The 19514-nt window shown below is 65.6% G+C and carries 20 protein-coding genes; 16 read left to right on the top strand and 4 right to left on the bottom strand.

The annotated features are described in order from the left end of the window. Positions 1 to 158 precede the first annotated feature (158 nt). From PF66_RS04780 to PF66_RS04725, 12 genes are all read left to right on the top strand, one after another. Positions 159 to 605, top strand: a complete 447-nt coding sequence (locus PF66_RS04780; protein ID WP_054062028.1) for a glycine zipper domain-containing protein — start codon at positions 159 to 161, stop codon at positions 603 to 605. Positions 606 to 834: 229 nt separating this feature from the next. Further along, entirely contained in the window at positions 835 to 1737 is a 903-nt protein-coding gene (locus PF66_RS04775; RefSeq protein ID WP_054062027.1) for a hypothetical protein, read from the top strand. 463 nt (positions 1738 to 2200) lie between these two features. After that, complete coding sequence (locus tag PF66_RS04770; RefSeq protein WP_425357884.1) at positions 2201 to 3307, top strand: methyl-accepting chemotaxis protein; 1107 nt, start codon at positions 2201 to 2203, stop codon at positions 3305 to 3307. A 36-nt stretch (positions 3308 to 3343) separates the two neighbouring features. Next, positions 3344 to 3709: a response regulator gene (locus PF66_RS04765; RefSeq protein WP_054060801.1), complete on the top strand. Its 366-nt coding sequence runs from the start codon at positions 3344 to 3346 to the stop codon at positions 3707 to 3709. 6 nt (positions 3710 to 3715) lie between these two features. Then, a complete protein-coding gene (locus PF66_RS04760) occupies positions 3716 to 4024 on the top strand; it encodes an STAS domain-containing protein (RefSeq protein WP_054060802.1) in 309 nt (102 codons plus the stop codon). A 4-nt stretch (positions 4025 to 4028) separates the two neighbouring features. After that, positions 4029 to 6059: a chemotaxis protein CheA gene (locus PF66_RS04755; protein WP_054062025.1), complete on the top strand. Its 2031-nt coding sequence runs from the start codon at positions 4029 to 4031 to the stop codon at positions 6057 to 6059. A gap of 2 nt (positions 6060 to 6061) precedes the next feature. Further along, positions 6062 to 7699 carry a methyl-accepting chemotaxis protein gene (locus tag PF66_RS04750; RefSeq protein WP_054062024.1) on the top strand — a complete coding sequence of 546 codons (1638 nt, stop codon included), beginning with the start codon at positions 6062 to 6064 and terminating at the stop codon, positions 7697 to 7699. Positions 7700 to 7709: 10 nt separating this feature from the next. Further along, positions 7710 to 8237, top strand: a complete 528-nt coding sequence (locus tag PF66_RS04745; RefSeq protein WP_054059128.1) for a chemotaxis protein CheW — start codon at positions 7710 to 7712, stop codon at positions 8235 to 8237. Between the two features lies 1 nt (position 8238). Next, positions 8239 to 9051 (top strand): CheR family methyltransferase, encoded by an 813-nt coding sequence (locus tag PF66_RS04740; RefSeq protein WP_054059129.1) that lies wholly within the window; start codon positions 8239 to 8241, stop codon positions 9049 to 9051. Next, positions 9048 to 9539 carry a chemotaxis protein CheD gene (locus tag PF66_RS04735; protein WP_054059130.1) on the top strand — a complete coding sequence of 164 codons (492 nt, stop codon included), beginning with the start codon at positions 9048 to 9050 and terminating at the stop codon, positions 9537 to 9539. Before PF66_RS04740 ends, PF66_RS04735 begins: the two co-directional genes overlap by 4 nt. After that, positions 9536 to 10591, top strand: coding sequence for a protein-glutamate methylesterase/protein-glutamine glutaminase (locus PF66_RS04730; RefSeq protein ID WP_054059131.1), 1056 nt, complete (start codon positions 9536 to 9538; stop codon positions 10589 to 10591). Before PF66_RS04735 ends, PF66_RS04730 begins: the two co-directional genes overlap by 4 nt. Positions 10592 to 10719: 128 nt before the next feature. Continuing rightward, a complete protein-coding gene (locus PF66_RS04725; RefSeq protein WP_054062023.1) occupies positions 10720 to 11376 on the top strand; it encodes a response regulator transcription factor in 657 nt (218 codons plus the stop codon). On the opposite strand, the gene PF66_RS04720 is transcribed toward PF66_RS04725, so the two are convergent. Together PF66_RS04720 and PF66_RS04715 are read right to left on the bottom strand one after the other, a co-directional pair. Beyond that, positions 11361 to 11789, bottom strand: coding sequence for an acyl-CoA thioesterase (locus PF66_RS04720; RefSeq protein WP_054062022.1), 429 nt, complete (start codon positions 11787 to 11789; stop codon positions 11361 to 11363). The two genes, PF66_RS04725 and PF66_RS04720, sit on opposite strands and share 16 nt — an antisense overlap. A gap of 11 nt (positions 11790 to 11800) precedes the next feature. Next, positions 11801 to 12739, bottom strand: a complete 939-nt coding sequence (locus PF66_RS04715; protein ID WP_054062021.1) for an alpha/beta hydrolase — start codon at positions 12737 to 12739, stop codon at positions 11801 to 11803. 75 nt (positions 12740 to 12814) lie between these two features. Here PF66_RS04715 and PF66_RS04710 point away from each other — a divergent pair, with 75 nt between their 5' ends. Together PF66_RS04710 and PF66_RS04705 are read left to right on the top strand one after the other, a co-directional pair. Beyond that, on the top strand, positions 12815 to 13429 hold the full coding sequence (locus PF66_RS04710; protein ID WP_054062020.1) for a DUF6436 domain-containing protein: 615 nt from the start codon (positions 12815 to 12817) through the stop codon (positions 13427 to 13429). 118 nt (positions 13430 to 13547) lie between these two features. Then, on the top strand, positions 13548 to 15914 hold the full coding sequence (locus tag PF66_RS04705; protein WP_054062019.1) for a penicillin acylase family protein: 2367 nt from the start codon (positions 13548 to 13550) through the stop codon (positions 15912 to 15914). Positions 15915 to 15926: 12 nt separating this feature from the next. On the opposite strand, the gene PF66_RS04700 is transcribed toward PF66_RS04705, so the two are convergent. Beyond that, positions 15927 to 16835, bottom strand: a complete 909-nt coding sequence (locus tag PF66_RS04700; protein ID WP_054062018.1) for an AraC family transcriptional regulator — start codon at positions 16833 to 16835, stop codon at positions 15927 to 15929. 256 nt (positions 16836 to 17091) lie between these two features. Here PF66_RS04700 and PF66_RS04695 point away from each other — a divergent pair, with 256 nt between their 5' ends. After that, complete coding sequence (locus PF66_RS04695; RefSeq protein WP_054058703.1) at positions 17092 to 17433, top strand: carboxymuconolactone decarboxylase family protein; 342 nt, start codon at positions 17092 to 17094, stop codon at positions 17431 to 17433. A gap of 209 nt (positions 17434 to 17642) precedes the next feature. Here PF66_RS04695 and PF66_RS04690 read toward each other — a convergent pair whose 3' ends face one another. Continuing rightward, complete coding sequence (locus PF66_RS04690; protein WP_054062017.1) at positions 17643 to 18608, bottom strand: GlxA family transcriptional regulator; 966 nt, start codon at positions 18606 to 18608, stop codon at positions 17643 to 17645. 224 nt (positions 18609 to 18832) lie between these two features. Between PF66_RS04690 and PF66_RS04685 the strand changes: the two genes are divergently transcribed. Next, complete coding sequence (locus PF66_RS04685; protein WP_054058705.1) at positions 18833 to 19474, top strand: HD domain-containing protein; 642 nt, start codon at positions 18833 to 18835, stop codon at positions 19472 to 19474. Positions 19475 to 19514: the final 40 nt, after the last annotated feature.

Here is a 19514-nt window from a genome sequence, read left to right as displayed (position 1 = left end):
TCAAGTAGCCTCAGACCTTCCAAAATCAACTAAGTTCCCTAGTAAAATCAGTAAGTTATCTTTTTGTATACAGGTCGTGCTATTCGTCGGATTTCCGTTGTAAGCCCACTGTCACAAGCCTCAGGATCGCGCCGTCATCCCTAGGAGGCTCCTCTCAAATGAAGTTCTCGTCGATTCTCTTGTTGTCCCTGAGCCTGGCCAGTGGCCTGGCTTGCGCCGGAGGTACCACTGAGGCCGGTATCGGCGGCGCATTGGGTGGTGTACTCGGTTCGGCGGTCGGTCAGTCGCTGGGCGGCAACACCGGCTCGACCATCGGCGCAGCCCTGGGCGGCGCAGGCGGCAGTGCGGTCGGCGCGGACAAACGCAGCCGTGGTGAAGCGGCGATCGGCGGCGCACTGGGCGCGGCCGGCGGCAACGTCATCGGCCGCAGCATGGGCGGCACCACCGGCAGCCTGATCGGCGCGGCGGCAGGCGGCGGCGCAGGCGGTGCGCTGGGCAACTACATGGGCAATTCCAGCGACCGCGAAGATCGCCATTATCGCGACGGCCATCGTGGCCGCGGCCATGCCTATGGCCACCGCAAACACCGCCACTGGCGCGACTGAGCCCCCTCACCCGGGAGTGCTGCAACAGCACTCCCTCGGCCGCTCCCATCGGCCAGTGCAGAAAGCCTGCCGTCAAACTGCCCGACCATGCAGATTGCATGGTCCCAAGATCCACTCCCCGTCCCAACCCCTTGAATCGATTGCTTATTCAGCAAAGCAGGATTTGGCACATCCGCTGCTATCTCCCCCGTGAAGGCTGTAGGTCTCTCACTGATGGAGCACAACAACAATGATCGGGAACGCTGAAATTCATCCTGCCGCATTACACGACCCCTCGAACCACTCGGGAGTCTCCTGGACGGCGATCTTCGCCGGGGCCGCCGCCGCCGCCGCACTGTCCCTGCTGCTGCTGATGCTCGGCTCCGGGCTGGGTCTGGCCGCCATCTCGCCCTGGTCGGGCGAAGGTATCAGCGCCAAGGGCCTGGGTATCTGGGCGATCATCTGGCTGGCTCTCACGCAAATCCTCGCTGCGGGGATGGGCGGTTATCTCGCCGGCCGACTGCGCGTGAAGTGGGCCAACGTGCATGGCGACGAGGTCTACTTCCGTGACACCGCCCATGGCTTTCTCGCCTGGGCCGTCGCGACCCTGCTCATGGCGACACTGGCGGCCGGCTCCGTCAGTGGCGTCCTCGGCGGTGGTGCCAAGGCCGGGGCCACCGTCGCCGCCGGTGCCGCCAGCAGCCTCGGCAGCGATGCCCGCCAGGGCAGTGGTTCCGACTACTTCATCGACCTGCTGTTTCGCGACGACCGCCCCGCAGCGGTGAGCGAGGACGCCGCCCACGCCGTGGCCACCCGGATCTTCGTGCACAGCCTGGGCAATGGGCAGTTGAGCGTCGAGGACCGTGCCTACCTGGCGCAACTGGTGGCCCAGCGCACCAACCTCAGCCGGGTCCAGGCCGAACAGCGTGTCGACCAGGTCTATGCCCAGGCCCGCCAGGCCGTGGACAGCGCCAGGCAGGTAGCCGACCAGGCAGCCAAGGCCGCGGCCTGGTCAACCCTGTGGATGTTCATCGCCCTGCTGATCGGCGCCTTCTTCGCCAGCCTGGCGGCAACCTTCGGCGGCCGCCAGCGCGATGGTGTGGTCTACCTGCAAGGCACCGAATACCAGACCCACACCGCGCCCCTGCACTAACCCGAGGAGAATGAAAATGCGCTCACTTCTACTGTTCTTTCTGGGTGTACCGATCCCGGTGATCATCCTCATCGCCCTGTTCGTGCATTGACCCTTGCCTCGCGGCCCCTCATCCAGGGGCCGCGTTGCTCAGGCGCTACGCTTAAGCCAGGGAGCGGCCATCCACCCGCCGCTGCCACTACCGACCAGCCCACCCCCGGAATCAACGGCCCGTAACATTCAATTACATCCGCACACGGCAAAATACCTTAGGGCTAATTCCTAGAAGGTCCCGGCTAGAGCCATTTCGTCGTGACGCCAGGAAGCGGCGCCGTTATTGGATGATGAGTCAAATACCTGCCCGACCAGTCAGTTCCAGAACACCTTCCCGACCCGAAATACCGTGCCTGAAGCCCCGCAGGATTAAGGGTTATCCCGATACTGATATCAATATGCTACCGATATGATCCGCGCCACTTGAGCTATGCAATGGAAGCAGGGGATGCGGATTTATCTGGGAATCTGGTCAGGGATCGCACTAAGTGCCATCGGGCTTTCTCTGGCCCAGCCTCTGCTCAACGGCGCCGGCCTGGCGCTGATCGCCATCGCCACCGTCGCCCGGCAGATCGGCAAATCGCCGAACATCCCCGCCGCCCCCTCCCTTACGCCACATCCTGATACCGTCACTGCACCGGCCGAACTGCAAACCCTCCTGCCAGTGATCGCCCCGGCCTGGAACGATGGCATCGGCCAGAGCCGCCACCTGCTGCAATCGAATATCGGCGAGCTGTTCGAACGCTTCGCCAGCATCGCTGCCCGCCTGGAAGGTGGCCTGCACAATTGCGAAGGTGTCCTCGGCAGCGGCGGCGTCGGCGAAAGCCTGCGTGACGCCAACGAGCGCCTGCGCGAAGTGACCCGGTCGTTCGAAGCCAGCAGCCAGCGTCAGCACGAACTGCTCGACACCATCAGCCACCTGGGCGACTACGCCAGTCAGTTGCAGCAGATGGCCAAGCGTGTCCAGGAGATCGCCAACCAGACCAACCTGCTGGCCCTCAACGCCGCCATCGAGGCAGCCCGGGCCGGTGACTACGGCCGCGGCTTCTCGGTGGTCGCCGACGAGGTGCGCAAGCTCTCTACCCTGTCCGCCGAGACCGGCCAGGGCATGGACACCAAGGTCGGCGAGATCAACCATGCGATCCAGACCACCATCACCGCCGCCGCCGAGTTGGGCAGCAGCGAACAGGCCAACCTCGACTTCCTCAATCAGGCGGTGACCCAGGTCATGACGCGCCTGGGCGACAACCTCGGCGAACTGACCGACGCCTCCCGCCTGCTACAACGGGACGCCCGGGAAACCCAGGCCGACATCCAGGCAATCATGGTCAACCTGCAGTTCCAGGACCGTACCGACCAGATGCTCGACCATGTCCAGACCGACCTCGCCCACCTGCTTGAGGCCATCGAGCAACAGGATGTCAGCCTCAACGATCCGTCCGCCTGGCTCGAACGCCAGCGCCAGCGTTTCACCACCGACGAGGAGCGACAGGGTCGCTCCCAGGTGACAGCCAGCGACGACGTGACCTTCTTCTAGTTTCTCTCCGCTTTTCCCTTTGCAAGAGTGATGAACATGGCCAAGACCATCCTGATCGTCGACGACTCCCTGTCCATGCGCCAACTGGTGAAGATGAGCCTGACCAGTGCCGGTCACCAGGTCATCGAGGCCTGCGACGGCCGCGATGCCCTGAACAAGCTGACCGGGCAGAAGATCAACCTGATCATCAGCGACGTGAACATGCCCAACCTCGATGGCATCGGCCTGGTGAAAGAGGTCAAGGCGCGCAACGAGTACCGCTTTACGCCGATCATCATGCTCACCACCGAAAGCGAGCAGTCGAAGAAGGCCGAAGGCCAGGCCGCCGGCGCCAAGGCCTGGATCGTCAAGCCATTCCAACCGCAGCAACTGCTGGCGGCCGTCGAAAAACTGCTGGGATAACCCGCCATGTTCTCGCTGACGCCCGCCACCGACGACATGCCCGCGCAACTACGCCTGCAGGGCGACCTGACCCTCTACGAAGTCAGCATGGCGCGCGAGCAGTTGCTCGGCCTGCTGCCATTGCCCCCGGGGCCCTGGCAGTTGGACCTGGGCGGCCTGAACGAACTGGACAGCGCCGGCGCGCAACTGCTCCTGGCCATCCAGCGGGCGCTGTCGTCCATCGACCATCCGGCCACCGTCAGCCGGGTCTCGGACACCGCCCGGGAACTGCTGACGCTGCTGAACCTGGAATCGCTGTACCCGACCGAGGCCTGACCCCATGCTCAGTGGCGAACAATGGAACCAGTTGCTGCTGGGATTTCTCAGCGAAGGGCGCGACCTGCTCAAGGAGGCCGAAGACAGCCTGCTGCGCCTGGAAACCAGCCCGGGCGACACGGACGCGGTCAACGGCCTGTTCCGTGCCGTGCATACCCTCAAGGGCTCGGCCGGGATCTTCTCGCTGACGCCCCTGGTCAACCTCACCCATCACCTGGAAAGCCTGCTGATGTCGGTGCGCGACGGCCAGCGCGAGCTGACCCCGGCGCTGACCTCGCTGATGCTCAACTGCATGGACGAGCTGAACGCGATGATCGAGCGTGTCGACCCCGACAGCGGCCTGCTCGACGTCGACGAGGCACGCCAGGCGCCGCTGCTGGCGGCATTGTTCGAGGCCCAGGGCGGCAACGCGGACGATCCGGCGCAAACCGGGCCGCAGCACGCTCCCGCCGTCGCGGCGGACCGGCTCACCTGGCAGGTCTCGATCAGCTTCTGCGAAGAGCTGTTTCGCAACGGCTTCGACCCTGCGGCCTTCCTGCGCTACCTCAACCGCCTGGGTGAGATCACCACGCTGCACACCCGCAGCGACGCCCTGCCGGCTCTCGATCGGCTGGACCCGGAAACCTGCCACCTGGGCTTCGACTTCGAGTTGTACACCGCGGCCAGCCGGGGCGAAATCGAAGACGTCTTCGAATTCATCCAGGACTTCTGCGAACTGCGCCTGAACCCTCTGCAACCACCGGCCGCGACGCCAGCCGAACCGCTCGCCACGCCTCGCCCGGGCGCCGAACCGGCCACCCCGAAAACCGCTGCCGTCCGCGACCGCCGCAGCCTCGACACGACACTGGTCAAGGTCGCCGCGCACAAGCTCGACGAACTGATCAACCTGGTCGGCGAACTGGTGATCAGCACCGCCAGCGCCCAGATGCAGGCCCGGCGCAGCAGCGACAGCGGCTGCATGGAGGCCACCCAGGCGGTGCACCAGCATGTCGAGCAGATCCGCGAGGCGGCGTTGAAACTGCGCATGGTGGAAGTCGGCGAGACCTTCAACCGCTTCCACCGGGTGGTGCGCGATGTCAGCCAGGAACTGGGCAAGAACATCCAGCTGAGCCTGGTCGGCGGCGAAACCGAACTGGACAAGTCGGTGATCGACAAGATCGCCGATCCCCTGACCCACCTGGTGCGCAATGCCATCGACCACGGCATCGAGTCGGCCGCCGAACGCCTCGCCGCCGGCAAGCCGGCCGCGGGCAACCTGCGCCTCAACGCCTACCACGACTCGGGCATGATCGTACTCGAAGTCAGCGACGACGGGCGCGGCCTGAATACCGAACGGATTCTCGCCAAGGCGATCGACAAGGGTCTGCTGGAAGCCGACGCCCCGCTCAGCGACCAGGACATCCACCTGCTGATCTTCGAAGCCGGCTTCTCCACCGCCGAACAGGTCTCCAACCTCTCCGGCCGCGGTGTCGGCATGGACGTGGTGCGCAGTGCCATCGACCAGTTGCGCGGGGTGATCGAAATCGATTCGGTGGCAGGCCAGGGCTGCACCTTCCGTATCCGCCTGCCGCTGACCCTGGCGATCATCGACGGCTTCCAGGTCGGCGTCGGCCAGGACAACTTCGTCATTCCGCTGGATATGGTCACCGAGTGCATGGAAGCCGGCCCCGAGTGGCTGCAGCAGGGCCAGGGCTACCTCAGCCTGCGCGGCAAGCCGCTGCCGTGCATCGCCCTCGACCGGCACTTCGGCCTGGCGCCCAGCCGGGCACGGCGGCGCAACATCGTCGTGGTCAGCCAGGGCCGCCAGCAGGCCGGCCTGATCGTCGACCAACTGTTCGGCGAACTGCAGACCGTGATCAAACCCCTCGGCCAGATGTTCCAGCACCTGCGCGGCATCAGCGGCTCGACCATCCTGGGCTCCGGCCAGGTCGCGCTGATCCTCGATATCGCCAGCCTGTTCCGACACCTGCAGACGTCGACCGAACCCACGACGAACTCGCTCAATCCACCCTTGCCTAGCCTTTCAGGAGAGTAATCATGCAGTTCATCCGCAACATGAAGATAGGCATCCGGCTGACAGCGGGCTTTCTGCTGGTGGTGGTGCTGACCGGTGTCATCGGTGTGATCGGTATCCGCAACCTGTCCCAGGTCAACGACTTGTCGGACCGCATGTACGAAGTCGATGTCACGGGTCTGCGCCAGATGCAGGATGCCAACATCCAGCTGGTGACCGCCGGTCGTGCGATGCGCCATAGCCTGCTCGCCACCACCCACGCCGGCCGCGAACAGGCCGCCAACCTGGCACGCAGCTCGCTCGAACAGGCCCGCAAGCTGATCGCCGACGGGCGCAAGTCGTTCCTCAGCAAGGAAGGCCAGGCCCAGATCGACAGTATCGAGGGCCCGCTCAAGGAATACGAAAGCGTGATCAACCAACTGCTGACCAGTCACCAGCAGTCCGGCCAGTTGCAGGAGAACAGCGAGATCACCGACCTGCTGCCCAAGGCCGTGAGCAGCGGCGAAGTGGTGGACCGCCTGATGGGCGAGGCCACCCGTCGCAAACAGGAGCGTGCCGCCGAGGCCAACCAGCAGATCAGCGATATCGCCGCCAGCTCCCAGACCCAGATGATTGCCCTGATCATCGCCGCAACCCTGCTCGGCATACTGATCGGCGTACTGGTCACCCGCAGCATCACCCGTCCGCTCAATGGCGCCGTGGAAGCGGCCAACCGCATGGCCGCTGGCGACCTGAGCCAGGACCTGCCGGTGACCAGCCAGGACGAAACCGGCCAGTTGCTGGCCGCCATGCAGAACATGGCCGAACGCCTGCGCAGCATTCTCGGCGATGTCCGCAGCGCCGCCGACTCGCTGTCCTCGGCCTCGGAACAGGTCAGCTCGACCTCGCAATCGCTGAGCCAGGCCGCCAACGAGCAGGCCGCCAGCGTCGAGCAGACCAGCGCCTCGGTCGAGCAGATGTCCGCCTCCATCGCGCAGAACACCGAAAGCGCCAAGATCACCGACGGCATCGCCGGCAAGGCCGCCAACGACGCCGTGCTGGGCGGCGGTGCGGTCGGTGACACGGTGCTGGCGATGAAACAGATCGCCGACAAGATCAGCATCATCGACGACATCGCGTACCAGACCAACCTGCTCGCGCTCAACGCCGCCATCGAGGCCGCCCGTGCCGGCGACCACGGCAAGGGCTTCGCGGTGGTCGCCGCCGAAGTGCGCAAGCTGGCCGAACGCAGCCAGGTGGCGGCCCAGGAAATCGGCCAGGTCGCCTCCAGCAGCGTGCAACTGGCCGAACAGGCCGGACGCCTGCTCAACGAGATCGTGCCAAACATCCAGAAGACCTCCGACCTGGTCCAGGAAATCACCGCCGCGTCCCAGGAGCAGAGTGGCGCCGCCGGGCAGATCAACATCGCCATGGGCCAGATGAACCAGATCACCCAGCAGAACGCTTCGGCCTCCGAGGAACTGGCGGCCACTGCCGAGGAGATGAATGCCCAGGCCGGGCAGCTGCAGGAACTGATCGGTTTCTTCCGCTTCGAGGAAGAGTCCGCCCACAGCCACCGGCCACCGTCGCGCGGCCACGACGGCTACGCCTTCAACGGCTCGCGTGACGGTTTCAAGAGCCGGGCGGCGGTCGACGAAGGCCAATTCGTGAGTTTCAACTGAGGGCCGGATCATGACTGCAAGCCTGAGCCGCGACCTCGCAACGCTGCCCGACGCTCCGCCGGCGTCGAGCATCCAGCATCTGTCGTTCCGGGTGCGCCAGGCCGCCTACGCGGTGCCCATCGACCTGGTGCGCGAAATCATCGAATACGGCGACGTCACCGCCGTACCGATGATGCCGGCGTTCATCCACGGCGTGATCAACCTGCGGGGTAACGTGGTGCCGGTACTGGACCTGGCCACGCGCTTCGGTTTCGAGGCGACCGCGGTCGGCAGGCGCACCTGCATCGTCATCATCGAACTGGACCTGGAGGACTTCAGCCAGCGCATCGGCCTGGTGGTCGACGCGGTGGATGCGGTGCTCGACATCGACCCGCAACAGGTGGTCGCCGCGCCGACCTTCGGCGCCGGCATCCGTACCGACTTCATCGCCGGCATGGCCCGTGGCGAACAGGGTTTCACCATCATCCTGAACATCCCGCAAGTGTTGTCCCTGGAGGACATCCGCCAGCTCAGCCTGGCCGCAGCCCAGGGCCACTGAGATGTCCAGCCAGCTCAAGCTGCCGACCCTCGGCGACGGCGAGTTCCGCCGCCTGCAGACGCTGATGGCCGAAGCCTCGGGCATCATCCTGGCGCCGAACAAGCGGCCGCTGGTGGCCGGCCGGCTGATGAAACGCCTGCGTCATTATCGCCTGGACAACTATGCCAGCTACCTGCAACTGCTCGACCAGCCGGAATACCTCAAGGAACGCCGGCTGGTGGTGGACCTGCTGACCACCAACGAAACCTATTTCTTCCGCGAGCCCCCGCACTTCGACTTTCTCGGCAACTGGCTCGGCGGGCGCAAGGGGCCGCTGCGGTTCTGGAGCGCCGCCTGCTCGTCCGGCGAAGAGCCCTACAGCATGGCCATGGTGATCCAGGAAAACCTGCGCAGCGGCGACTGGTCGATCCTGGCCAGCGACCTGAGCCTGAGCATGCTGGAGAAGGCCGCCGAAGGCATCTACGACATGGCCCAGGCCAAGTACTTTCCCCAGGGCTGGCTGCAACGCCACTGCCTGAGCGGCATCGGCGACATGCGCGGGCGCTTTCGGGTCCAGGCGGCCCTGCGCGAGCGGGTCAGCCTGCGGGAGATCAATATCGTCCAGCCGCTGCCGGAAGGGCTCGGGCCGTTCGACGTGATCTTCCTGCGCAACGTGCTGATCTATTTCAACAATGAGGAAAAGCAGCGCATCGTCCAGCGCCTGGTCCAGCCGTTGCGGCCCGGCGGACTGCTGTTCATCGGCCATGCGGAAAGCATCCACGGTTTCGACCTGCCGCTGCGGCTGCTCAACCCGTCGGTCTACGAACGCCTATGACTGCGCCGCTCTTCCTGCGTCCCGGCGACTACTTCTTCGGCCGGCACGAGGGCAGGGTCACCACCCTGCTCGGCAGTTGCGTGTCGATCATTCTCTGGCACCCGCGCAGGCGTCTGCTGGCGGTCTCGCATTACCTGCTGCCGAGCGATCCGATGGCCCGCAACGGCCTCGACACCCGCTACGGCGAAGGCGTGTTCCGGCGCATCCAGGCCGACATGCAACGCCACGGCACCCACCCCGGCGAGTACCGCAAGGGCATATTCGGTGGCGGCAGCCTGGTGCGTTTCGAAGGCATACGCGGGCGCAGGATCGGCCACAGCAACAGCGCCTTCGCCCGTGAACAGTTCAGCCGACGCAACTGGGCGGTCGACCACTGCGACCTCGATGGCCAGCACTATCGCCGCCTGCACATCGACGGCAGCAGCGGCGCGATCGATTGCCAGCGCAACAGCGTGCGGCCATTGCTGCTGGGGATGCGGCCACGATGATCAGGGTATTTATCGTCGACGACTCGGCCCTGGTGCGCCAGGTGCTGACCCAGTGCCTGGACAGCCATCCGAACATCAAGGTGATCGGCCAGGCGGCCGACCCGCTGTACGCCATCGACAAGATGCGCCGCGACTGGCCGGACGTGCTGATCCTCGACGTGGAGATGCCGCGCATGGACGGCCTGACCTTCCTGCGCCAGATCATGGCCGAACGGCCGACACCGACGCTGATCTGCTCGACCCTCACCGAGCAGGGCTCGGCGGTCGGCGTCGAAGCCCTCGCGGCCGGTGCCGTCGGGGTGTTCACCAAGGCCCGGCTGGGGCTGCGCCAGAGCCTGGAACAACTCTGCGTCGAACTGATCCGCAAGGTCGAGGAGAGCGCCCGGGCGCGGCCCATGGCCCTTCGCCACAACCCCCCTGCCGCAGAATCGGGCCCCATGGTGGGCGCGGCCCCGACGGTGCTCAGGACCACGGACCGGGTGGTGGCCCTGGGCTGTTCCACCGGCGGCACCCAGGCATTGGAATTCATCCTCAGGCAATTGCCACGTGACTGCCCGGGGATTGTCATCGTTCAACACATGCCGGAGAAGTTCACCGCCGATTTTGCCCGGCGCCTGGACAAGTTGTGCCAGATCGAAGTCCGCGAGGCCAGACACCTGGATCGCGTCCACAGCGGCCTGGCCCTGCTCGCTCCCGGAGGTTTGCACATGCAGCTCAAACGCAGTGGCGCGCACTATCAGGTGGAAGTGCTCGACGGCCCGCCGGTCAATCGGCACAAGCCTTCGGTGGACGTCCTGTTCCGCTCGGTGGCGCGCCAGGCCGGCGCCAATACGCTGGGCATCATCATGACCGGCATGGGCGACGACGGTGCGCGCGGGCTGCTGGCCATGCGTGACAGTGGCGCCGCCACCGTCGCCCAGGACGAAGCCAGTTGCGTGGTGTTCGGCATGCCCAGGGAGGCCATTCGGCTGGGGGCGGCCCAGGTAGTCGAACCCCTGGGGAAACTGCCGAAACTGATCCAGCTCTTCGGCGACAGCAGCCGCCACGGCTGACCGGGACCCGAGGCCGCCGTGGGTCGCCAGCATCGATGCGAACCCCTGGGTTGCAATCCAGATACGAATAACCGTGGCAGGCCGGTCCGGCTGCTGCGCCCTTCCCTTTGCGCCATGGGCTAGAGCTTATGCTTTGTCGAATACTGCTTGCCGACGATTACCCGCTGTTTCGCGCGGGCATTCGGGCTCTGCTGGAAAAACAACAAGAATACGAAGTCGTCGGCGAAGCGGGCGATGGCCAGGCGGCCATCGAACTGGCCTCCAGGCTCAAGCCGGACATCGTGCTGCTGGACATGTCGATGGAGCGCATGAACAGCGTCGCCGCGCTCAAGGAACTGTCCCTGCGCGCACCGCGCAGCAAGGTGCTGATGCTGTCGATGCACACCGACACGCACTTCGTGATGAAGTGTCTGCAACTGGGTGCCCATGGTTTCCTGCTCAAGACCGCGACGGTGCTGGAGCTGGAGCTGGCCCTCAAGGCCCTGCGCCATGGCGGCCAGTACCTGTCATCGGCGGTGGTGCCGCTGGTGGTCAACCAGGCGGTGCGGCAAAGCCACGAACCGCCGGCCAAGACCAGCCGGGTCGCCCTGACCGCCCGCCAGCTGGAGATCCTGCGGCTGATCGCCCGGGGCGAAACGACCCGTTCCATCGCCGTCGGCCTCGGCCTGAGCATCAAGACCGTGGAGGCGCACCGCTCCCAGATCATGCACCGGCTGCGGATTCACGACATCGCCGGGCTGGTGCTGTTCGCGGTGCGCGAAGGGATCATTCAGATCAACGACTGAAAGGCTTCGCGCAAGCCGTCGGGGAGCGATACCGGCCGGTTGCTCGCACGGTCGACGAACACGTGGACGAAGCGCCCGGCGGCGCAGGCGTCCTCTTCACCGGCCTTGAACACCGCCAGCTCGTATTGCACCGAACTGTTGCCCAGCTTGCCGACCCGCAAGCCGACCTCCAGGCGCTCGGGGAAGGCCACCGAGGAGAAATAGTCGCAGGCGGAACTGACCACGAAGCCCACCACTGCGCCGTCGTGGATATCCAGCCCGCCCCGCTCGATCAGGAAGGTGTTCACCGCCGTGTCGAAAAAGCTGTAGTAGGTGACGTTGTTCACGTGGCCATAGACGTCATTGTCATGCCAGCGGGTGAGGATCGGCTGGAAGTGGCGATAGTCGCCACGCTGGGGAAGACGGTCGGTCATGTAGGCCTCGATCAGAAGTGGGCGCCGAGAAAGCGGAAATAGCGTTCGCGGTATTCGGGAAGTTCATTGGCCAGGTGATGGCGGGCCTGCGCCAGCATGAACACCTCGGGCTGGTCGAATTTGCGGCGCAGCACCGCCAGGTTGTGTTGCCAGTCGACGGTCATGTCGCCATCGCCCTGCACGATCAGCGGCCGGCGCGGGCTCGCCGTGGCGCCTTCGATACCCGGAATCCAGCGGGCCAGGGCGCCGACCCAGGCGGTCGGCAGACGCTGCGGCTGCAACGGATCGGCCTGCAGGAACGGCATGAACGCCGGGTCGTGGGTGTTTTCGCTGAAGCGTCGGGCAATGCCTTTGACGAAGGGCCTGAGCAGGTGATAACTGAGCTTCGACCAGCCCCAGGCCCGCGGCCGCACCAGCGGCGAGAGCAGCACGACCTGGCCCTGGGCCGGGCTGTCCAGGCCATGCCGGAGCAGGTGATCGACCACGATGGCACCGCCCGTGCTCTGGCCGAACAGATGCCAGGGCTGCGGCAGATCGAGGGACCGGGCCTCGTCGAACAGCCCCTGCAAGGCCCGCTGGTATTCGGCGAAATCCTCGATGCTGGCCCGCTCGCCACTGGACAGGCCATGCCCCGGCAGGTCGCAGGAGATCACCGCGAGGCCGCGGTCCAGGGCCCAGTCGATGACGTTGCGATACAGCCCCATGTGGTCGTAGAAGCCGTGGAACAGGAACAGGGTGGCCACCGGCTGCGGCGGCAGCCAGAGCTGGCTGACCAGCTCGAAGGCGCCGCTGCGGAAGCCGCCGAGGTGGCGGGTGAACGGCGCCGAGCGATGGGGCAGGTCCAGGCCGTAGAAACGCTGGTAGGCCTGCGCCGCCGGCGACAACGGCTGTGCCTCGGCCAGCGGGCGCAGGCTGGCGCGCAGGGCATCGGGGTCGAAGGTGGCGGGCATGCAAAGCCTCCAGGAAAAAGTACGGCAACGCCGAGGCGTTTTACTGATCTGCGATATTCTTCTGTCAGGACAGGCATGGCAAGCTACGCGACCTTCGAGGACCGAATCGCCATGCTCCAGACGCGTCACAAGACATTTTTCGCCGGCCTGCTGGCCGTGCTTTGCGCGGCGGGCCTGTGGCTGGCCTACGACTGGTTCCAGGGTCGCTATATCCGCGCCTTCAGCGATCAGACCGCACTGTTCGCCGGTGATCGGCTCAGCCTGCCGACCCAATTGGCCGGCCCGGGGCGTATTCGCCTGGTACATTTCTGGGACCCGGCCTGCCCGTGCAACGTCGGCAACCAGCAGCACCTGGGCGAACTGATCGAGCGCTTCGCGCCGCTGGGCGTGGACTTCTACGCCGTGCAGAAACCCGGCAGCCAGGGCCGGCTACCGGTCAACCTGCAAGCCATCCAGCCACTGCCGAGGCTGCCCGGAGCCGAACACCTGACCGTCAGCCCGGCGGTGGCGATCTGGGACCGCAACGGCCAATTGGCCTACTTCGGCCCCTACAGCCAGGGCGCCACCTGCAATTCCGGCAACAGTTTCATCGAGCCGATCCTGCTGGCCCTCAGCGAAGGCCGCCCGGTGCACGCCACCCACAACATGGCCGTAGGCTGCTACTGCCCCTGGCAGGAACCCGGCCATTGACCAAGGCGAACCGGACTTTTTAGCGTAATCGGCCCCTCGTGCGATGCATCCGCCTGGCGGGCTGTGCTACACCTTAGCGGCTGAACCACGGCAGCCCGCCCTCCACAAGGAACCCCGCATGAAACGCAGCCTGACCGTTCTCGCCGTCCTGATCGCCGCCGTCGCTGCCGGTGGCACCTGGTACGTCCAGAGCAAACTGCCGACGCGCCAGGGCCAGGTCACGCTGGGCAACCTGCAGGGGCCGGTCACCGTGCGCTACGACGAGCGCGGTGTCCCGCATATCCGCGCCGAATCCGAGACCGACCTGTACCGTGCCCTGGGCTACGTGCATGCCCAGGACCGGCTGTTCCAGATGGAGATCGTCCGGCGCCTGGCCCGTGGCGAACTGTCCGAGGTCCTGGGGCCCAAAACCCTGGAAACCGACAAGCTGTTCCGCAGCCTGCGCATCCGCGAGCACGCCGACCAGTACGTCGCCCGGCTGGACCGGCAATCCGCCGCCTGGAAGGCCCTGCAGGCCTACCTGGACGGCATCAACCAGTACCAGGCCAGCCACGCCAGGCCGATCGAGTTCGACCTGCTCGGCATTCAGCCGCGGCCCTTCACCGCCGAAGACACCATCAGCATCGCCGGCTACATGTCCTATAGCTTCGCCGCCGCCTTCCGTACCGAGCCGCTGCTGACCTACGTGCGCGACAAGCTCGGGGCCGACTACCTCAAGGTGTTCGACCTGGAGTGGCGCCCGCAGGGCATGCTCGGCTCGCCGACACCCCTGGCCGCGGCCGACTGGAAGGGGCTCGGCGCCCTGGCACGGGTCAGCGAGCAGGCCCTGCGCGAGGCCGGCGTGCCACAGTTCGAAGGCAGCAACGCCTGGGCCGTCTCCGGCAGCCGGACCAAAAGCGGCAAGCCGCTGCTGGCCGGCGATCCGCACATCGCCTTCTCGACCCCGGCGGTGTGGTACGAAGCGCAACTGTCGGCGCCGAACTTCGAGCTGTACGGCTATCACCAGGCACTGGTGCCGTTCGCCTTTCTGGGCAACAACCAGGCGTTCGGCTGGAGCCTGACCATGTTCCAGAACGATGACCTGGACCTGATCGCCGAAAAGACCAACCCCGACAACCCCAACCAGGTCTGGTACCACGGCCAGTGGGTCGAGATGACCCGCAGCGAGCAGCAGATCGCGGTCAAGGGTCAGGCTCCGGTGACCTTCACCCTGCTGCGCTCGCCCCATGGTCCGATCGTCAACGACGTGCTCGGCGCCAATGCCGGGACGAAGCCGATTGCCATGTGGTGGGCTTTTCTCGAAACCCCGAACCCGATCCTGCAGGGTTTCTACGAACTCAATCGCGCCGATACCCTGGACAAGGCCCGCGAAGCCGCGACACGAATCCAGGCGCCCGGCCTGAACCTGATGTGGGCCAACGCCAGGGGCGATATCGGCTGGTGGGCCGCCGCGCTGCTGCCCAGGCGGCCGGACGGGGTCAACCCGGCCTTCATCCTCGACGGCAGCACCGGCGAGGCGGACAAGGACGGCTACTACCCGTTCAGCGCCAACCCGCAGGAAGAAAACCCGCCACGCGGCTACATCGTCTCGGCCAACACCCAGCCGGCCTCGCCCACCGGCATGGTGATTCCCGGCTACTACAACCTGGCCGACCGCGGCCAGCAGTTGAACCGGCAGTTGGCCGACAACAGCGTGCGCTGGAGCGTGGAAAACAGCCGGAAGCTGCAACTGGGCACCACCACCGACTACGGTCCGCGGCTGCTCAAGCCATTGCTGCCGGCGCTGCGCGAGGCGGCGCAGGACGCGGCCGAACTCAAGCTGGTGGAACAACTGGCGACATGGAAAGGCGACTACCCGATGAGTTCCACCAGCGCCACGCTGTTCAACCAGTTCCTCTACGAACTGGCCCGCGCGGCCATGCATGACAAGCTGGGCGACGACTACTTCAACACCCTGATCAGCACCCGCGTGGTGGACGCCGCGTTACCCCGCCTGGCGGCCGATGAAACCTCCCCCTGGTGGAACGGCAACCGCAATGCAGTGGTGAAACAGGCCTGGCAGGCGACCCTGGCCCACCTCAGGGCGAGCTATGGCGACAACAGCGGCGGCTGGGTCTGGGGCCGGGCCCACACCCTGACCCACGGTCATCCGCTGGGTCGGCAGAAGCCATTGGACAGACTGCTAAACGTCGGCCCGTTCGACGCACCGGGCACCCACGAAGTGCCGAACAACCTTTCGGCGAAGATCGGCCCGGCGCCGTGGCCGGTCACCTATGGGCCCTCGACCCGGCGCCTGATCGACTTCGCCGACCCGGATCACAGCCTGACCATCAACCCGGTAGGCCAGAGCGGCGTGCTGTTCGACAAGCACTACAGCGACCAGGCCGAGACCTATGTGGAAGGTGGCTATGAGCAGGTGCACATGAACGACGTCGAGGTGTCGGCCAATACCCGCAGCGTGCTGAGGCTGGTGCCGGGCAAGTAGGCAGATTGCCACCTACCCCCCGGCCTTGCGCACCTGCCCCGGCGCCTGCCCATACACCTCCTTGAACTTCTTGCTGAACGCCGCCTGCGACTGATACCCCACCTGCAGCGCGATCTCGCTCAAGCCCAGGTGCGAACGGCTCAGCAGGCCATGAGCCAGTTCCATCCGCACCCGGGTGAGCAGTACCCACGGCGATTCCCCCGCGACCTTGACGAACGCGCGCATGAAGGTCGCCCGCGACATGTTCGCCAGCGCCGCCAGGCCGTCGATGTTCCACGCGTGGGCCGGGTCGTCGAGCATGCCCTGCCAGGCCCGGCTCAGGCGCTTGTCGGCCAGCAGGGCGAGGGTCCCGCTGGCCTGCACCTGCTGTTGCAGATAGACCCGCAGAATCAGCGTGAACAACGCCGACGACAGCGCATCCACCAGGAATCGCCCACCGGCCTGGTCGCCATCGGCCTCCACCCGCAATAACCCCACCAGCGCCGCCAGCTGATCGCTGGCCGGCAGGTCGCGGCTGGACACCACCAGGTAGGGCGGCAGGGCGGCGAACAGCATCGACTCGCGCTGGTAGTGAAAGCGTCCGCAGAGCAGATCGAGGGCCGGCCCCTCGCGGCCTATCCGGTGCAGCGGCAGCAGGCCGCCCTGGCTGACCCGCGTGGCCGTCGGCGCCACCCGCCGCCCTTCGCTGCGCAACAGGTGCGTACCGCCACCGGGCAACACCAGGATGTCCCCCGCCCCCAGGCGAACCGCCTGCCCGTCGGGCAGCTCGACCTGGCACTCCCCGGCCAGCACGATGTGATAGGGCGCGATACCGGCGTTTTCCTGCTCGTGGTCCAGCGCCCAATCGCCCTGCAACCGGCAGCGCAGATCCAGGCTGCCGCGTACGCCGGCCAGGCCGATGAGCCGATCGATCGAAGTCATTTGCGCCTATCGGACAAAGGGTTGAGTGGATCGAACAAAAATGCCGACCTCCAATGGATGACACTGGAGTCGTTGCTTAGGCTGTGTACGAAATTGTTTGAACGCAGGTTAGGCAAGGCAAAAACCGGCGAGGAAGCGGAGTTGACTGGTTGTCAATGAGCATTCCGAGCCGGTTTTTAACGCCGCATAACCAAGTTTCAAGCGATTTCGTACATAGCCTAGCCAGTCTACCTTCAGCCTTTCAGGAGTTACCACCATGTTCCTCAATTGGTCCGAACTGTTGCCCACCATCAAGAATGCCTTCGGCTCACTGGGCAAATCCAACCCCAAGATGGTCCAGGCCTACATGAAGCTGGGTGAAGCCGCTGCCGAAAACAATGTGCTGGATGCCAAGACCCGTGAACTGATTTCCATCGCCGTAGCGATCTCCACCCGCTGCGACGGTTGCATCGGTGCCCATACCGACGCGGCGATCAAGGCCGGCGCGACCCGCGAGGAAGTCGCGGCGGCGCTGGCGACGGCGATTTCGCTGAATGCCGGGGCGGCCTATATCTACTCGCTGCATGCGCTGGAGGCGTACGACAGCCTGAAGCCTTGATCGACTCCCTTGGCCGTTCCAGCAGAGCCCGGACACCTGGTTGCCACGGGCTCTATCGGACACTTCATGAGTTGCGTCGACTTCAAGGGCCTCTTCGCGGGCAAGCCCCGCTCCTACAGTTATTTGGCGATCACAGCATTTGTGCACGACACAGGCTTTGTAGGAGCCGGGTTTGCCCGAGAAGGGGCCCGACAGCCAACCAAAAGACCTCAGGCCAACCCGGCGAAATGCTGCCGAAACTGCTGCGCACTCACCCCCAGCCGCCGCTGGAACACGCTGCGCAGATGGTGCGCATCGCGAAACCCGCACTCATAGGCGATGGTCTTCAACGGCACACCGCCGCTTTCGAGCAGCACCCGCGCCGCATCCACCCGCGCGCTTTCGACGAACTGGGCCGGAGTTACCCCGCTCTCGCGGACAAATACCCGGGAAAAGTTGCGCGCACTCATGTTCGCCGCCTTCGCCAGCTCGGCAATGCTCAGGTCCGCCGTCAGGTGCGCCAGCACATACTCCTGCACCCGGGCCACCGGTGAGTCCGGTTCGGCATGGGGCGTCAGGTAGGGGCTGAACTGCGACTGGCCGCCCGAACGCTGGGTGAACACCAGCAACCGCCGGGCCACGCGCAACGCGATGTCGCTGCCCTGCTCGCGGGCCAGCAGGTACAGCGACAGGTCGATCCCCGCCGTCACCCCCGCGGACGTGAACAACTCGCCATCCTGTACGTAGAGCCGATCAGCCTCGACCTGGGCCGTCGGACACAGCTCGGCGAGTGCCTGAGCGTCATTCCAGTGGGTGGTCACCGTGCGCCCCTCCAGCAAACCGGCCCGCGCCAGCATGAACGCACCGTTGCAGATCGAGCCGAACAGCCCCGCGCGAGCGGCGGCGGCCCGTAGCCAGGCATGAAATTCGGCACCGAAGTCCTGCCCCGCCAGATCCGGCCCGCCGGCGCACAACAGCAGGTCGTAGCGTTCCAGGGCCTCGCTGAAATGCCGATGCGCCTGAATCGCCAGGCCATTGGAACACGCCACCCAGCCCTGCTCGACGCCCACCACCTCCAGGCGATAGCCGGCCTCGGGCGGCAGGAAGCGATTGGCCTCGGCGAATACATCCATCGGCCCGGTGACATCCAGGGACTGGACGCCGCGGAACACGACAACGGCAACGGTGCGGGTCATGGTAAAGCCTCTTGCGGATCGACATCCGGCGCTGGAGCACTCCTGGCCGAACCGGACCTACGGTAACCAAAGCCTCGCCGGGATACGAGGTGCATAAGGCCGCTGGCACGAAACCCGCCGCGAATGGCCGGAATCGTCACCCTGTATCGATAGCAGCCAAATCCGCCCGGCGCCAGACTGATCCCATCGGCGCCACTGCGGCGCTCGCCACAGGAGTCATGACCATGAGCGACACCATTGCCGGCATCCGGATCCCCGACAGCGCACTGGCCCGGGCCGCCACCGAATACATCCGCGATGTGGAAAGCGATCTGCTCTATCACCACTCGCGCCGCGTGTTCCTGTTCGGCGCCCTGAGCGGCCAGCGCAAGCAACTGGCCTACAACCCGGAACTGCTCTATATCGGCGCGATGTTCCACGACCTCGGCCTGGTCGAAGGCCAGCGCAGTGACAACGACCGCTTCGAAGTCGACGGCGCCAACGCCGCCAAGGCCTTCATGCAGCCCTATGGGTTATCGGACGACGATATCGAGCAGGTCTGGCTGTCGATCGCCCTGCACACCACGCCGGGCATACCGCAATACCTGCGCCCGACCGTAGCCCTGGTGACCGCGGGCGTGGAGATGGATGTGCTGGGGATGGACTACGCCGCGTTTCCCGCCGCCCAGCGCGAGGCGGTGGTGCATGCGCATCCACGGGGGGAGAAGTTCAAGGAGTGCATCATCTGCGCCTTTGCCGACGGCTTGCGCCATCGTCCGCAGACCACCTTCGGCAACGTCAAGACCGACGTGCTGAAGGACAAGGACGTGAGCTTCACGCCGATGAATTTCGTCGAGGTGATCCGGCAATCGCCTTGGGCCGATTGAATCCTCGGAGGCCCATTCGCGGGCAAGCCCGCTCCCACAG

Origin of the sequence: Pseudomonas asplenii, assembly GCF_001293465.1 — a bacterium.
In the GTDB taxonomy this organism is placed as follows: Bacteria; Pseudomonadota; Gammaproteobacteria; order Pseudomonadales; family Pseudomonadaceae; genus Aquipseudomonas; species Aquipseudomonas fuscovaginae_B.
Note: the sequence above shows the minus strand (reverse complement) of the source record. Positions and strands in the feature narration are given on the sequence as shown.